Here is a 15,934-nt window from a genome sequence, read left to right as displayed (position 1 = left end):
AAGGAGAAGAAGATGAAGTATTCATTGCCGGAAGAGTTTCACGTCTTTGGTTTTGCGCGCGATTTGCTGGAATGGTACGATTCGCAAAAGCGCGACTTGCCCTGGCGGATCAACCGCGACCCGTATCGGGTGTGGGTATCGGAAATCATGCTGCAGCAAACTCGCGTCGAGACGGTCAAGCCGTACTACATGAATTTTATGGAAAAATTTCCGACGGTACGGGCTTTGGCGGAAGCACCCGAAGAGGACGTGCTGAAAGCGTGGGAGGGGCTCGGTTACTATTCCCGCGTGCGCAACTTGCAGGCAGCGGCGCGCGAGGTGCAGGCCCGCTACGGCGGTGTCGTCCCTGATAAGCCAGAGGAGATTCGCACGCTGAAAGGAATCGGCCCTTACACAGCAGGCGCGATTTTGAGCATCGCCTACGAAAAGCCGGAGCCAGCCGTAGACGGAAACGTGATGCGCGTCTTTTCCCGCTTGCTCTACCTCACCGACGATATAGCCAAGCCCGCTGCCCGCATCAAGATCGAGCAGCTCGTCCGCCAGGTCATCCCCGAAGGCAGGGCCGGTGATTTCAACCAGGCGCTGATGGAGCTGGGTGCCATGGTGTGCACACCCCGTTCGCCCCACTGCCTGACCTGTCCGGTGTTTGACTATTGTCTGGCGCGGCGTGAAGGCGTTCAGGAGGAGCTGCCCAACAAGGGCAAGGCAAAGCCGCCCCGTCCGGTAGATCTCCAGGTAGCGGTGTTGCTGCGCGATCGCCAGGTGCTGATCCACAAGCGGCCGGAGCAAGGCTTGCTGGCAGGAATGTGGGTGTTCCCGATGGCAGAGGGCGACGCCTGGGGCGAAGCCGATCAGAAAGAGCTTCTCGCCCAAGGACTGTTGGCGCAATTTGGCGTCGAGGCAGAAGTGCTGCACAGCTTGGGGGAGGTCCAGCACACGTTTTCTCATTTGCAGTGGAACATGCGTGTCTGGCTGTGCGACTGGATCGACGGGCAGGAGCTGCCGCCATCGGCCCGTTTTGTCAGCATAGAGCAGCTGGACGAGTATACGTTCCCGGTGGCGCATCACAAAATTCGCCCACTCTTGCCCCGGACTTGAACAACAAAGCGAAGACCACCTGCCTGAAGCGAGGTGGTCTTCTTTGCGTCCAAAACACGGCCGCATGACATGCAGCCACGAAGCGGATTTATGTCCGTGATAACGTAATACTCTTACCGCATCCAGTATTCCGGATATTGCGACATGCGATAGTTTTTTTCCTGTTCCCATTCTGCATACGCCCGCTTTTTCTTGTACTCAGCCAGCTTTTGCTCGGGGGTCAATTTCCGCCGTTCAATCGTAATCGTAAAAAAGAGCAAAGGAATGTACATGGATACACCTCCATTCCGTTCCATGTAGGGTTGTTAGCCGCCATCTATCGATTTGACACCTGTAAATCTCATGCTTTGACGTTTTTCTTTCTTGTTCATAAAACATCACTCCTTCTGATTGGCCCGCAGGCAAATTTACATGCGTGTAATGAATCTTGCCGCTTCCTCTGCGTGGGCGGCTGCGCGTTCTTCCAGGTAGCGCTCTTGCTCATACATGGCGATGCGTTGTTCTTTTGTCTTTTGCACACGTTCGATCCTGATCGAAAAATACAAAAAGTTGAGTACCATTGCCGATTCACCTCCTTTCAAATAAAAAAACCGCGGGCGAAACCGTGGTCTTTTCATGTCCAAAAGAAATGAAAAGACCACAAGCATACGCCTGCGGTCTGGTATGTGACGAATTGGGTACAGGGAAGACACGGATTGCGTCAACTACTGATGATCGTCCGTCCAGGAGGCGCTGCTGTATGAAGTTGCTTGCTGTCCTACAATCTGTACACGCTGTTGCGTCATTGCAAATCCCTTCATCATGTTTTGCAGCCTCCTTTCCCTACTTGGATTTTGTTACATACATAGGATATGGCAATTTTTTCTTGATGTAAAGCGTTTTTTTCCTTATTTTAAAAAAATAAATATTCCGTATAGAAGGCTTCATGTGCAACCTGTACAAAACGGCACCGTACGCGCTGGTGCCGTCGACTCGAAACGATCCGGACATTCGGGTTAGAAGAACATGTAGAGCATGCCGATCATGGCGATCACGCTGAACACGACGATGGCGACGATCGCGCTGATCTGTCTCGTTGTGGTTTTCACGCTGCTCCTCCTCTCTTCGTGGCTAGTCGTACAACGGGGAGGAGGAACGGTCCCAGCCCCCGCTGTCTGTGCCAATCGGTCCGCGCGATTCCAGCTCGTGAATGATTTTATGATGCAGGGAAGTCCCTTCTGCGCTGAGGTAGGCTGCCAGTTGCGAAAAGACGTGGTGGTAATACATCAACTCCGTCGTCTCCCAGTCGTTCATCCGGGTCATTGTCAATGCGGCCAGATCGCGCCCTACGTACATGGGTTGTCCTCCTCGTGCCTGACTTTTTTGGTCGCGTGCAGCTTTCTTTTGCTGGCATTTTCACGCTTAGTATGGCCTGCCGGCGACCCATCCAGTCGTTACGAGGAAAAGCATCTTATGGTAAAACGGTGAAGAGAGAGGTATAATAAACAAGTGATTTTTTAGATTAGTACCAGATACTAATAGTTGGTGTGATGGGAGGCTGCAAGAACATGAATACAACAAAAAAGGTAGCGCTGGTAACGGGTGGAACCCGGGGAATCGGCAGAGCGATCGCGCTTCAACTGGCCGATCAAGGATACGACCTGGTATTGAATTACTTGCGCAACCGTTCGGCGGCGCGTGAGACGGCTGCAGAGCTGGAGGCAAAAGGGGCGCGCGTGCATCTGGTCAAGGCAAATGTCGGAGATGTCGCCAAGATCAAGGAGCTGTTTGCGGAAATCGACCAGGAATTCGGCCGTCTCGATGTGCTGGTGAACAACGCTGCATCCGGTGTGCTGCGGCCGCTGATGGAGCTGGAAGAAAGCCACTGGGACTGGACGATGGAGATCAACAGCAAAGCGTTGTTGTTTTGTGCCCAAGAAGCGGCAAAACTAATGATCAAAGGCGGAAACGGCGGCAAAATCGTCTCCCTGTCCAGCCTGGGTTCAATTCGCGTACTGGAAAACTACACGTCTGTCGGAGTGTCCAAGGCAGCAGTCGAGGCACTGACCCGCTATCTCGCTGTTGAGCTTGCGCCGCACAACATCGTCGTCAACGCCGTGTCGGGCGGTGCAGTCGATACCGATGCCCTGCGCCATTTCCCGAACCGGGAAGAGCTGCTGAACAGTTCAGCCGCACGTACGCCGGCAGGACGCATCGTTGAGCCGGAGGATTTGGCCAACGCTGTCATGTTCCTTCTGTCCGACAAAGCATGGATGGTGCGCGGTCAGACGCTGATTGTCGACGGCGGTATCTCGCTGTTGACCTGATCGGTTTTCCGCGCCGCCTGGGAAGCTGCATCATCGCATACAGAAGACAAAGTTGTCCAACTGGTGTACAATAGGGAGTAGAAGGCTACGAAGGAGGCAGCATATGCTGATTCGTCCGTTTCGACTCGGTGACTATTCGGCGATTACGAGCATCTGGCAGGAAACAGGGTTGGACCAATCGGAAACTGACTCATTGAATGATTTAGCCCAGCAACTGGCATGGGACAGCGATTTGGTCATGGTGGCAGAGGAAGACGGAACAGTGGTAGGCGTTGTAGTGGGCACGATTGATGGTTCTCGTGCCTATTTTCACCGGCTCGCCGTTCTCCCCAGCAAACAAGGCCTGGGCATAGGCCGCAAACTGGTGGAAGCGATCGAAAAGCGCTTCCGGCAGCGAGGCGTCAATCGCGTACTGATCATGGTAAACCAGAACAACCCGGAAGTTCTTCCTTTTTACCATGCGCTTGGCTATGAAGTGCAAAAATATGTTACACTTTCCAAAAAACTCTCTTCCTAAGGGAGTCTTCCCCCCAATCAAAGAGAGAAGAGAAGAAAGGGGAGAGTTATGACGCCAGTTCCAGGCTCCACTATCCGCATTGAAAGTTATAAACACGACCAGTCGCTGCACCGCATCTGGGACAAATCAACCTTGATTCATACCAGTGATGCGGTGGTGATTGGAGGAAACAATCGAGTCAAAGTGACTGAGGCAGACGGGCGGGAGTGGCGGACGCGCGAACCGGCTATTTGTACGTTCGGGCGCGGCCAATGGTTCAATACCATTGCCATGATTCGGGATGACGGTATTTACTACTACTGCAATCTCGGGTCCCCCTTTACCCTGAAAGGACAGCTTCTCAGTTACATCGATTACGATTTGGACGTCAAGGTTTTTCCCGATATGACGTATACGATTCTCGATGAAGAGGAATTTCTGATGCACAGCAAACAGATGAAATACCCTCCATTTGTCGTCGAGCGAGTACAACTGGCCTTGCAAGAAGTGATCGAATGGGTGCGAGCCAGACGGGGTCCTTTTCAAAACGGATTTGTACAGCGTTGGTATGACAGATATCTTTTGGTACGTGACGATGAGGAATGATCCCTTTCCCGGATGCGGGGGAGGGATTTCCTTGTTTGATTGAAAAGGAGGATTGGCCCCTTGAGCATCAGGCGTTATATGCGATATGTGCGCCCTTATTGGAAACAAATCGTCGGTACGGTTTTGATCGGGATCATCAAGTTTGCCATCCCGTTGCTGCTTCCGCTCCTGATCAAATACGTGATTGACGATCTGTTGCCCTCGCCGCTTCCGCAGGAAGAAAAACTGCAACAACTGGCCTGGCTGATGCTGGGAGCCTTTTTGCTTTTTACGGTAGTGCGAGTGCCTGTCGAGTATACGCGGCAGTATTTCGCCCAGTGGGTGGCGAGCAGAATTTTGTACGATATACGCAACCAGTTGTTCGCCCATCTGCAAAGGCTGTCGATGCGCTACTACAACAACCACAAGACCGGGGAAGTGATTTCCCGTGTCATCAATGACGTGGAATCGACGAAGAGCTTTATCGAGACTGGCTTGATGAATCTCTGGCTCGATCTGATTACGATCGTGCTGACTTTAGGCATCATGTTTTACATGGATGTCAAGCTGACGATCGTTGCGATTATCGTGTTTCCGCTGTACAGCTTTGCCGTCAAGTACTTCTACAAGCGGCTGCGGCAATTGACGAGAGACCGCTCGGCGGCGCTCGCCCATCTGCAAGGGCATTTGCACGAACGTGTGGGGGGCATGTCGCTGATCCGCAGCTTCGCGCTGGAAAAGCATGAGAGCCGCCAGTTTGCCCGGGAGAACCAGCATTTTCTGGAGAGAGCGCTGGATCACACCCGCTGGAATGCCAAAACATTTGCCGTTATCAACACCGTGACCGACATCGCGCCTTTGCTCGTCATCGCCTACGCTGGCTACAACGTCATCGGCGGCTCATTGACAGTAGGGACGCTGGTAGCCTTTTACGTCTATCTCGACCGGCTGTACACGCCGCTGCGTCGGCTGGTCAACTCGTCGACGACGCTTACCCAGGCAATCGCTTCGATGGATCGGATGTTCGAATTTCTCGATGAGTCCTACGACATTGTCGACCGCCCCGATGCCAAAGAGCTGCCGGTTGATCCAGTGACCAGGCGCATCCGCGGCGAGGTCAGGTTTGAACAGGTGTCCTTCCGCTATCGCGAGGATGGACCGTTCGTGCTAAAAGACGTCAATTTGACGATTCAACCCGGAGAAACGGTCGCGATCGTCGGTATGTCCGGGGGAGGAAAGTCGTCCCTGATCAGCCTTTTGCCTCGCTTCTGGGATGTTACAGAAGGGCGCATCACGGTAGACGGCATCGACATTCGCGAGCTGAAACAGCGTAACCTGCGCCATCACATCGGAATGGTGCTGCAGGACAACATTTTATTCAGTGAATCGGCCAAGGCGAACATCCTGATGGGCAATCCCGAAGCGGACCAGCAGGCTGTGGAAGCTGCCGCCAAAGCCGCCAATGCGCATGATTTTATTATGGAGCTGCCGGACGGCTACGAGACGGAGCTGGGGGAGCGCGGCGTCAAGCTCTCCGGCGGACAAAAGCAGCGGATCGCTATCGCCCGTGTCTTTTTGCGCGACCCGGGTATTCTGATTCTGGATGAGGCGACTTCCGCGCTCGACCTGGAATCGGAGCACATGATCCAGGAATCGCTGTCCCGTCTGACCAAAGGTCGCACGACGATCATCGTCGCACACCGTCTGTCGACGATTACCCACGCCGACAAAATCGTCGTGATGAAAGACGGAGAAATTGTGGAACAGGGCCGGCATGAGGAATTGCTGGAACAAAAAGGGGTATACCATAGCTTGTGGCATGTGCAGGATCTAGGAGGAACAGCCGACCAACAGTAGCCTTTTGGCTGAACACGCTGCAGGTCCCCGATTGCGAGGGGCCCGTCGTGCAGCGGATGGGAGGAGATGCCGTTGGAAACATGGCGACGCAATTTATACGTACTGTGCGGGAGTTTGTTCGTGGCAATGGTAGCCATGAGCATGATCATGCCCTTCTTGCCGCTCTTTATCCACGAGGATTTTGGCATTGATGATCCGGCCAAGGTGACGACCTGGGCAGGCATCGTCTTTGGCGCCAACTTTTTAACCGCCGGCTTGGTGTCGCCGATCTGGGGCAACCTGGCCGACAAGCATGGACGCAAGATTATGATCTTGCGTTCCGGCTTTTTCATGTCGATTACGATGGCGTTGACCGGATTGGCCGGCAACCTGTGGCAGCTGCTCGGGCTGCGGCTGCTAAACGGCCTGATCGGAGGGATTGTACCAGCCAGTACCGCGCTGGTTGCCTCCTCGGTACCCAAGGAAAAAATCGGCTGGGCACAAGGGATGCTCCAGTCTTTTATAACCGCCGGCTCGATCATGGGGCCGTTGTTTGGCGGATTGTTGGCCGATTCGATTGGCTACCGCAAGATTTTTTTCGTCACGGGCGGTCTGCTGCTGCTGGTGACGATTGTGATCGCGTTTACGGTGCATGAGAAATTTACGCCGCCGGAAAAGACAGAGCGCTCCAGCTTGCGGGAAGACTTCCGCATGATCTTTTCCTCCAAGGAACTGCCGACGCTGTTTTTCGTCACCGTGATGATCCAGTTTGCGCTGTTCAGCATCTTCCCGGTGCTGCCGATTTACATCTTGCAGCTACTCGGCTCGGAAAATCGCGTGGCGCTGTGGGCGGGGATCGTCCAGGCAGGGATGGGGATTGCCAACGTATTCGCGGCACCGCGCCTGGGACGGTTGGGAGACCGCTACGGTTCGCAAAAAGTGTTGCTCGTCTGTCTGCTCTTCGCCGCCGTGCTGTTTATTCCGCAAGGGCTGGTCGGGGCTGTCTGGCAGCTCTTGCTGCTGCGTTTCTTGCTCGGATTGTCGCTCGGGGGATTGCTCCCGTCGGTCAACGCGCTGCTGCGCCGGGCGACTCCGGTGCATATGGTCAGCCGCGTCTACGGCTACAACAACAGCTTTGTCAGCATGGGCAGCCTGTTTGGTCCGATCATCGGCGGTTTCGTTGCGGGCTATATCAGCATCAATGCTGTCTTTATGATGACCAGTGCCTTCCTGTTTCTCAATGCCGCCTGGGTGTACTACAGCTTTTTCTACAAGCGCAACAGGCAGCAGGAAGAAGCGGGGGCATAAAACTCGCATGGGAAGTGCGGACGAAAAAGAAGAAAGAGGCATTCCCGCGTCAACTGACGCTTGGGATTGCCTCTTTTTTTGCGCTGCTTGCGCTTTATGACTTTTGCTCCAGATGCCGAATAATCGCCATCAGATCCAGTTCGCCCAGCCCCTCATGCAGTGCGTGGCGATAGCTGGCATCGACCGACTCGGCAAGCGGAGTGGAGACGCCGGCTTCGCGGGCCAGCCGCAAGTCTTTGGCCATATGCTTCAGGGCAAATGCCGCCGGGTAGTCGTCCGCCAGGATGGAGGTAGCTTTTCCACGGATCAGCGGTGTTCCGACCGCACTTTCGGAAATGATTTTCAGCATCTGCTCGCTCTCGATTCCGAGCGAACGGGCGAACAGGAGCGTTTCCGCCACGCCCTGCACGGTAATGCCGAGCAGCAGGTTGATCGCCAGTTTGGCAGAAGTGCCTGCTCCATTGGCTCCGAGGTGCAGGGAGATTTTTCCCAGGTGCTCCAGCAGCGGCTTGGCTTGTGTGTAATCGCCTGGCTCGCCGCCTACCATGATTACGAGTGTGCCTTCCTTTGCCGGACCGACACTGCCGGAGACAGGAGCGTCGAGAAAGCGCACGCCCGCCTGCTGGCAGCGCTCTGCGATCCAGCGCGAGGTAGCAGGAGAGACAGTGCTCATGTCGATCGCCAGCTTGCCGTCTGCTCCCGGGCAGGCGAGGATTCCTTCGGGACCGCCGTAAACTGCTTTGACCGCTTCATCGTCGCTTACCATCGTAAACAGCACATCGCATGTCGCGACCAGTTGCGCGAGCGTTTCTGTCCGTGTTGCGCCCTGGGCGACGAGGGGTGCCGTCTTTTCCGCGGTGCGGTTCCATACGTATACATCATAGCCTGCAGCAAGCAGGTTGCCCGCCATCGGGATACCCATGTTGCCCAGACCAATCCATCCGATTTTCATTGGTACATTCTCCTTTTCTGTCATCATGCTTGTGGTGATGATTCCTGCTGTACGCGTTCTTTCAGCGCTGCGTGTTTTGCTTCCGTCATCGCAAACAGCTCGTCAAACGCACCGGGCAGACTCTTGTCCAGGACGCGAAGCCCTTCTTCCGTGATCCCGCCTTTGGTCGCCACCCGCTCGATCAACTGGTCAAAGCCGAGCTGTTCCTTCTGCAACAGCGTAGCCGTGCCGAGCATAGTCTCGACGAGCATGCTGCGGGCTTGCTCGACCGAAAGTGCCGGCGTCTTGCGCACAGCAGCCTGGGCAAATGCCTCCATGATTCCAGCCAATAGACCAGGGGCGCTGCTGGTCAAAATCGTCGCCGTCTCGATCTGTGCTTCGTCTACTGCTTCTGCCTGGCCGATGGAGCCGAGCAGCGCGAGAAACTGCTCCCGCTGCACCTCGGTCAGTCTGCTGCCGCAGGTGTAGAGAGAGACGCCGCGCAGCTCCTGCGAAGTTACCGTCGGGATGACTTTGCTTGCTGCACCTGTATGTACCTTCTCCAGATCAGCGACGCTGACTCCGGCTGCCACAGAGACGAGATGCGTGCTTGCGGGAATGTCCAGCGAACGCAGCAGCGGCAGTACATCCAGCGGCTTGGTGCAGACGAACGCAAGCTCCGTACGATTGAGCACATCTTGGGCCGACTCGGCGATTGCAAACGGGTATCGCGCTTGCAATTGCTCGGCTTTTTGCCGGGTGCGGTTGTAGACGACCAACTGCTCGGGCTCCACCGTGCCGCTTTTGCACAAGGCGGCAACGAGCATTTGCCCCATATTTCCTAATCCGATTATTCCGATATTCATGGTAAACACCCCTGTCCTATTGTAGCGCAGTTCACAAAAAAAGCACATGCTTCCTGGTAAAGCCGAATCGCTTTTTCTCGAAATTGCCAGGCTTGGTTTCGTTATTGTAGACAGCAAGGAGAGGAAGCGGATAGTGCCGAATAAGAAAAATATGTAAAAACCATGCCGATCCGAGGCATGAGCCAAGAGGGGGGGACTATGTATGAGCGAAAAAACAAAGGTCGTATACGAACGTGGAACGGAAGAGCTGAGAATGAAGGCGCAGCGTGTGTATAGGCTCGTGCAGGCATTCAACAACAGCGCAGCCGAGGATTCCAGGAAGCGAGTCGAGATAATCAGGGAGCTGTTTGGCACCGTAGGCGAGAACCCTTCTGTCGAGCATAATTTTCATTGCGATCTGGGCTACAATATTCACGTTGGCGACAATTTCTACGCCGGGTACAACTGCACGATTCTGGATATGGCAGAGGTACGGATTGGCCACAATTGCATGATCGGTCCAAATGTCGGGATCTATACGGCGGGCCATGCCATCGAACCGAAGGACAGGTACAAGAGCGGCTTTGCCATCCCGATCATCATCGGAAATGACGTCTGGATTGGCGGCAGCTGCGTTATCTTGCCCGGAGTCACGATCGGAGACAATTCCATTGTTGCAGCCGGTTCAGTCGTGACCAAGGACGTTCCGGCAAATACGATCGTAGCAGGCAATCCTGCCAAACCGATAAAAACGATATAAACAGATGACTTTTATACGCACGAAAAAACGCGGCAGTCGAGGACCTCGTCTAAGGTTCGCCTGCCGCGCTTTTGTCAATCAAGCAGCGGAATTGCTTATTCGTCGGAGCCGCGGAAGATCATAATGTACTTGATCAGCTCCAGGACGGAGATCAGAGCCGCAGCTACATAGGTGAGGGCTGCTGCGCCAAGCACCTTGCTGGCACCGCTTTCCTCGTCGTTGCGGATAAAGCCCATTTTGATCATCAGGTCTTTTGCACGGCTGCTGGCGTTGAACTCGACAGGCAGCGTGACCAGCTGGAACGCCACGGCACCGGAGAAGAAGATAATCCCCAGAAGCAGCAGTCCCGACCATTGGAACAGCAGGCCGCCCAGCAGCAGGAATGGGGCAGAGCCGGACACCAGGTTGACGACCGGGAACATGCGGTGGCGGGCTACCAGCATCGGATAGGAAACTTTGTGCTGGATCGCGTGGCCGACCTCATGGCAGGCGACAGACAGCGATGCAATCGAGTTGCCGAAGTAGACCGGATCAGACAGGCGGACGACGCGAGCAGTCGGATCGTAGTGGTCTGTCAGCGTACCCGGGATGTGTTCGACAGGAACATTGGTCAGGCCGTTTGCGTCGAGCATGCGACGAGCTGCTTCGGCACCGGTCATGCCAGAAGATGCAGGCACCTCCGCAAACTTTTTGAAGGTTCCCTTAACCCGGAATTGAGCCCAAATAGAAAGACCAAAAGCGATAAAAATCAGAAAGTCCATCGGGTGAAATAAAATCACGAGAAATCGCTCCTTTCATGTATGTCAGCATCTTGCTTGTTCCATAGGTTATAGTTTGACCCACATTACTGTTTACGAAAAGGCTGGCTTGTGGTTTCAGCCTGTTTTTATTGTACTATCTTTGCGCTTGCGTTGACAATATTATCGACGGCTTATATATGCAAAAAAACACTCTTCCCCATGCGGTGGGGAAGAGTGTACCAAAATTGACACAAATGTTTCGTTACTCAGTCGATACAGACGGATCAGCCTGTTCTTTGGTTGGCGAGATCACGATGAAGTGCGAAGCTGCCTCATCGATCCATGTCTGGACGCGGCTTGCGGTCTCGTACTGTTCGGTGGCGAGCAATTCTTCCTTGTAGGCGCCGAGCAGTTCCGCAACATCCCGTTTTCCGGCTTCATCCAGATTGTAGAGGGACACTTTCGCGCCTTTGGCGATCCGGCGTTCGAGCGCAGCCCGGTCAAAGCCCATTTCCGGCGTCAGCTTGACGTAGACGACACCGCCGGTCATCCCCGCGCAAATCCACGGACCCGGATCACCCAAGACGACAGCGCGGCCGTTTGTCATGTACTCAAAGGCGAATCCTTTCAGGTTGGCGCGTGCGCCGATGCCGCCGAGTTCATCGTTGATCGGCTCGGCAATTTCGCCGCCGAAGACGACGTCTGCCCCGGAGAGGCGAATGCAGGCGCGGGAGTCGGCATTGCCCTGTACAATGAACAGGCCTTTTTGCGCACCGTAGCAGAAGCTCTTGCCCACGGAGCCGTTGATGTACTCCCCGTGTACGCCTTTTGCTTTCAGGATGGAGACGCGGCCGCCGTAGCTGGTTTTGCCGACGCCGTCCTGGGCACCGCCCTGCACGCGGATATTCACGCCTGCCACGTTGTAGGCGGCAAGGCCGTTGCCTGGCACGCTGCCTGCCACGAAGTCGAGCGATACTTCCGGCAAGGAGTTGTAGCTGCCGTCCAGATGGTTTTCCACGCGCGCTCCTGCCCAGCGGCTGCCGAGGACGCGCTCATCCGACAAGATGCTGGTAAAGGTCTCCTTGATCGGACGATCAGGGCTGTAGTAGCGGGATTGCTCTGCCGTGCTGACTGAGCCTGCTGCCACCAGCACTTTTTCCTCCGCCTCTACCGCTGTAGCGGCTGGAGCCTTGTAAAGCGGATGCACCGTGAGCAGAGAGGTCAGGTCGATTTTTTCCAGCATGCGCGCCTGGACGAGCAGGTCGGAACGTCCGACCAGATCCTGCGTGCGGGTAAATCCGAGCTCGCCGGTGATGCGGCGCACCTCGTCGCCAAACGTCGTAAAGAATGTTTTCAGTCCCGAGACGGCCAGATCGAATTGACGCGGCACGAAGCGGCGCAGGCCCTTTTCATGGGCTTCTTCCATCGAGTCGATCTGGGTGGCGATCCCGACATGGCATGTGTCCAGGTGGCAGCCGCGGCAAGTGGTGCAGCCGACTGCGATCATCGCCAGTGTAGCGAAGCCGATGCGGTTGGCGCCCAACAACATCAGTTTGACGACGTCCGCTGCGCTTTTCACGCCGCCGTCCGCCCACAGCTCCACGCGATCGCGCAGTCCTGCTTCGAGCAGCGCGTTGTGCGCCGCTTTGACGCCGATTTCCGCAGGCAATCCGACGTGCTGCAAGGCGTGGACACGCGCCGCACCAGTACCGCCGTCAAAGCCGGAGAGCGTGATGTAGTCGGCTCCTGCTTTGGCGATCCCGACTGCGATCGTTCCGATGTTCGGTACGATTGGCACCTTGACGCAAACCTTTGCCTTGTCGTTGGCGGTTTTCAGCTCGGTAATCATCTGTGCCAAATCTTCAATCGAGTAAATGTCGTGGTTATTGGACGGCGAGATCAGGTCCGATCCTACCGTGGCGTTACGTGCAGCGGCGATTTTTTCCGTCACTTTGGAGCCAGGAAGATGACCGCCCTCGCCCGGTTTTGCCCCTTGCCCGATCTTGATTTCCAGCAGGTAGGCAGCATTGGCCAGTTCGACGTTGATTCCGAAGCGGCCAGAGGCTACCTGGATGCCCCGCGTTTTGCGGTAGCGGCCGAGCATATCCTTGATTTCTCCGCCTTCCCCGTTCATGCAGATCATGTTGAGCTGGTCAGCCGCTTCCGGATAGGCGCGGAATGCCGTTTCGTTTTGCGAACCAAACGACATGGAAGAGATCAAAAACGGCAGGGAGTGTTCGCCGACGCTGATGTCCACGTTCTCGGGAGCGACTTTTTCGCTTGCCTTGTCGAAGGCGAAGTCGGCGACGTGGCGGATCGCGATCGGATTCTCGCGCTCGTTTTCGGAAATTTTCAGGTCGTAGTCGGAATACGGGATGTCGCCCGCAGCCAACTGCCCGATTGCTTTCCACAGGCGCGGGAAGATATGGAATGTCTTCGCTTCGCGCGCAGATTCATTTTTGTAATCCTCGGCGCGGCGCACACTGTCTGCCTGCAGGTCGTCGAAGGACAGTCCTGCTTGCTCCGAACCGCAGAAGTTGACGATGCCGAGCGCATCGGCCACATCCTGGCGCAGCCCGATAGCGGAGAACAGCTTGCCGTAGCCGCGCAGCTCGTGAATACCGATCGTCGACGTTACTTTTTCCAGTCCTTTGTTCAGCGCTGCGTACAGATTGCCCGCAGAGACGGCTCCATCCTTGGCAGTCGCTGTCGCGAACATCAGGTAGGCCGAAACGGCATCAGCACCAGAGCCGATGCACAAAGCGAGGTCGTGCAGCGAGCGCACCGCACCGGAACGCAAGATGATGCTGGCTTTGCGGCGCAGGCTGATGCCCTGCTCGTCGCTCGCCGCCTTCAAACCTTGATCGACAGCGGCTACAGCGAGCAGCGGGTCAAACCAGAGCTTGCCGTCCTGGTGCGTGTCCGTGTCGTCGAGGATCAACAGCAGCGCGCCGTTTTGCACAGCGGCGAGAGCTGCATCCTGCAAATCTTTGAGCCCCGCCTGGATGCCCTTTTCTTCCGTAAAGGAGGTGGACAGGATAGCGATGCTGCGCGGATGGTTGTTAAAGTAGTGAACGACCTGCTCCAGCGTGTACGTGCCATGCTTTTTCGCTTCTGCTTGCAGCGATTGCCCTTCCATCAGCAGCGGGGAAGGCAGCTCCATGCTCAAGCCGCTTTTTTCGCCTGCGAGCGGCACGCGGGAACCGATGAAAACGCGGGTGGAGAAATGCTCCATCTCGCGGTCGCGGTCGATTGCCGGGTTGGTGACGACGGCGACGCTTTCTTTTATGAAGTCAGCCAGGTTTTGGCGCTCTCTGGAAAGCGCTCCGAGCGGGCCGTCATGTCCGAGCGAACGGATTGGCTCCACACCGTTGGAAGCCATCTGCTCGATGAGCTGGATCTGCTCGCGGTCCCAGCCAAACGCGCTGTACACCGAAGAGGTCGGCGTGTCCGCATCCGGCTCGGCCGTCAGGATTTCCAGATCGTAGCTGTAGTGCAGATGCTTGTGGTCATCCTGCAAATGGACTTTGCCCGCAAAGCGATCGTAGACAGCCTGCTGCAACTGATGGTGAGGGACGATCTCCACCTGCTGTCCCGGACGCAGCACCACCCCGACCTTTTCGCCAGGAGCGAGCGGCTTCGGTTCGCTCACCATGTTTTGCGCGGTGATGACTCCTTGCTCCGAGGAGAAGTACAGGGAAGTCGCGCTCTCCACCATCCACAGCGGACGCAGGCCGAGAGCGTCGACGCTGAATACGCACTCGTCGGCGTAGCGCGAGACGATCCCCGCAGGACCTTGGGCAAAATGACCCCACGCCTGGCGCAAGTATACGTACAAATCTTGCAGGTGCTGCGGCAGGTTTTTCATTTCGTGGTGAATCGGCGGGAAGACCACTTCCATCGCTTCGAACAGGCTCAGCCCATGACGATGGATGAAGGTTTCGATCGTCCGGTTCACGTTTTGCGAGTCGCTGCCGCCGTCGACAAGCGGCACGCCCAGCATCAGCGCTTCTTCTTCCAGCTTGCTGATCGTGTTGATCTCGCCGTTGTGGCCCAAGAGGGAGAACGGCTGGACGCGGAAGAAGTTGGACAGCGTATTGGTCGAGTAGCGGTTGTGGCCGATCGTCACGGACGAGAGGAATTGCGGATCAGCCAAATCATGGAAATAGAGCGGCAAAATATTCGCTGCGCCCATGACCTTGTACGACGTCGTCACCGGACTCAAGGAGGCGACGTGTACGTGATGGGCTGCCTCGATTGCCGTGTGAATATCAAACAGGCGGCTGGCGTACGCAGCACCGGTCAAACCTTCGGGGGCGAATACAGCGAGCTGCCAGAAGATCGGCTCGTCGCGTTTTCCGTTTTTGCCGAGGACGGAGGAATTCACGCAATTTTCGCGCTCCAGCAAAATGGAGACGCCCTCCTTGGCAAACAGGGAACGAATCTGTTCCTGCACGTCTTTGGCGTCATGTCCGGTCCGGGGAACGAACAGGTGAGCTACGGCAAAGCGGCTGTCATTGACGAGCGCGCCGTCCAGTCCGGCCTGTTGGAGGTAATGGGACCACAGGGCGCGGGGAATGTCGGTAAGCACGCCACAGCCGTCTCCTTCGCCGTCGATAAACCCGGAGCGGTGTTCCATTTGGATCAGGGAGCGGATGGTCTCATCCAGATTGGTCCGCGTGGGCACACCAGCTTTTTCGATGATGCAGATGATGCCACAGCTATCGTGTTCGATTCGCTGGTAGTTCTGGAATGTTTCGATGGTTTCTTTTTTCTCTCTGTTTAGCATGATTTCGGTCAGTGTAACCTGACCATCCACCTCCTATAAACAATTCTGAAACTTCTAAAAAAGGATTTGAATCCTAGAATAACACGAACATCGGTTTCGTACAATAAAGCTGGAAAGCATTTGGCAGATGAAAGCGTTTTAATTTTCAAAAAATTAATTTTATCGACAAAAACTCAGGATTTTCAGCATCAAAAATCGACGCCTCCCAGGAATGTACCCATGGGAGGCGTCTGTGTGCTG

At 55.6% G+C, this 15,934-nt stretch carries 14 protein-coding genes; 7 read left to right on the top strand and 7 right to left on the bottom strand.

Annotated elements, in window-relative coordinates; genetic code table 11:
- Positions 1 to 12: 12 nt before the first annotated feature.
- Positions 13 to 1,098 carry an A/G-specific adenine glycosylase gene (gene mutY / locus ACAF76_RS17360; RefSeq protein ID WP_400164730.1) on the top strand — a complete coding sequence of 362 codons (1,086 nt, stop codon included), beginning with the start codon at positions 13 to 15 and terminating at the stop codon, positions 1,096 to 1,098.
- Positions 1,099 to 1,211: 113 nt separating this feature from the next.
- Here mutY and ACAF76_RS17355 read toward each other — a convergent pair whose 3' ends face one another.
- From ACAF76_RS17355 to ACAF76_RS17345, 3 genes are all read right to left on the bottom strand, one after another.
- Entirely contained in the window at positions 1,212 to 1,370 is a 159-nt protein-coding gene (locus tag ACAF76_RS17355; RefSeq protein WP_400164729.1) for a YrzI family small protein, read from the bottom strand.
- 135 nt (positions 1,371 to 1,505) lie between these two features.
- A complete protein-coding gene (locus ACAF76_RS17350) occupies positions 1,506 to 1,658 on the bottom strand; it encodes a hypothetical protein (protein WP_400164728.1) in 153 nt (50 codons plus the stop codon).
- A gap of 550 nt (positions 1,659 to 2,208) precedes the next feature.
- Positions 2,209 to 2,433, bottom strand: coding sequence for a hypothetical protein (locus tag ACAF76_RS17345; RefSeq protein ID WP_400164727.1), 225 nt, complete (start codon positions 2,431 to 2,433; stop codon positions 2,209 to 2,211).
- Between the two features lie 212 nt (positions 2,434 to 2,645).
- Between ACAF76_RS17345 and fabL the strand changes: the two genes are divergently transcribed.
- The 5 genes from fabL (at position 2,646) to ACAF76_RS17320 (ending at position 7,629) form a co-directional block, all read left to right on the top strand.
- A complete protein-coding gene (fabL, locus tag ACAF76_RS17340; protein ID WP_400164726.1) occupies positions 2,646 to 3,404 on the top strand; it encodes an enoyl-[acyl-carrier-protein] reductase FabL in 759 nt (252 codons plus the stop codon).
- A 103-nt stretch (positions 3,405 to 3,507) separates the two neighbouring features.
- Positions 3,508 to 3,921, top strand: a complete 414-nt coding sequence (locus ACAF76_RS17335; RefSeq protein ID WP_400164725.1) for a GNAT family N-acetyltransferase — start codon at positions 3,508 to 3,510, stop codon at positions 3,919 to 3,921.
- Between the two features lie 48 nt (positions 3,922 to 3,969).
- Positions 3,970 to 4,506, top strand: coding sequence for a DUF402 domain-containing protein (locus tag ACAF76_RS17330; protein WP_400164724.1), 537 nt, complete (start codon positions 3,970 to 3,972; stop codon positions 4,504 to 4,506).
- Between the two features lie 60 nt (positions 4,507 to 4,566).
- The gene (locus ACAF76_RS17325; protein WP_400164723.1) at positions 4,567 to 6,342 is read left to right on the top strand and encodes an ABC transporter ATP-binding protein; all 1,776 of its coding nucleotides are present in this window, start codon (positions 4,567 to 4,569) and stop codon (positions 6,340 to 6,342) included.
- A 72-nt stretch (positions 6,343 to 6,414) separates the two neighbouring features.
- A complete protein-coding gene (locus ACAF76_RS17320; protein ID WP_400164722.1) occupies positions 6,415 to 7,629 on the top strand; it encodes an MFS transporter in 1,215 nt (404 codons plus the stop codon).
- 94 nt (positions 7,630 to 7,723) lie between these two features.
- On the opposite strand, the gene ACAF76_RS17315 is transcribed toward ACAF76_RS17320, so the two are convergent.
- Together ACAF76_RS17315 and ACAF76_RS17310 are read right to left on the bottom strand one after the other, a co-directional pair.
- Positions 7,724 to 8,581 carry an NAD(P)-dependent oxidoreductase gene (locus tag ACAF76_RS17315; protein ID WP_400164721.1) on the bottom strand — a complete coding sequence of 286 codons (858 nt, stop codon included), beginning with the start codon at positions 8,579 to 8,581 and terminating at the stop codon, positions 7,724 to 7,726.
- A 23-nt stretch (positions 8,582 to 8,604) separates the two neighbouring features.
- A complete protein-coding gene (locus ACAF76_RS17310) occupies positions 8,605 to 9,426 on the bottom strand; it encodes a pyrroline-5-carboxylate reductase dimerization domain-containing protein (RefSeq protein WP_400164720.1) in 822 nt (273 codons plus the stop codon).
- Between the two features lie 202 nt (positions 9,427 to 9,628).
- Here ACAF76_RS17310 and ACAF76_RS17305 point away from each other — a divergent pair, with 202 nt between their 5' ends.
- The gene (locus ACAF76_RS17305; protein WP_400164719.1) at positions 9,629 to 10,165 is read left to right on the top strand and encodes a sugar O-acetyltransferase; all 537 of its coding nucleotides are present in this window, start codon (positions 9,629 to 9,631) and stop codon (positions 10,163 to 10,165) included.
- A gap of 95 nt (positions 10,166 to 10,260) precedes the next feature.
- On the opposite strand, the gene ACAF76_RS17300 is transcribed toward ACAF76_RS17305, so the two are convergent.
- Both ACAF76_RS17300 and ACAF76_RS17295 read right to left on the bottom strand, forming a co-directional pair.
- A complete protein-coding gene (locus ACAF76_RS17300) occupies positions 10,261 to 10,941 on the bottom strand; it encodes a zinc metallopeptidase (protein ID WP_400164759.1) in 681 nt (226 codons plus the stop codon).
- Between the two features lie 226 nt (positions 10,942 to 11,167).
- A complete protein-coding gene (locus ACAF76_RS17295; RefSeq protein WP_400164758.1) occupies positions 11,168 to 15,694 on the bottom strand; it encodes a glutamate synthase-related protein in 4,527 nt (1,508 codons plus the stop codon).
- Positions 15,695 to 15,934: the final 240 nt, after the last annotated feature.

The organism is Brevibacillus sp. TJ4 (assembly GCF_044627595.2).
GTDB lineage: Bacteria > Bacillota > Bacilli > Brevibacillales > Brevibacillaceae > Brevibacillus.
Note: the sequence above shows the minus strand (reverse complement) of the source record. Positions and strands in the feature narration are given on the sequence as shown.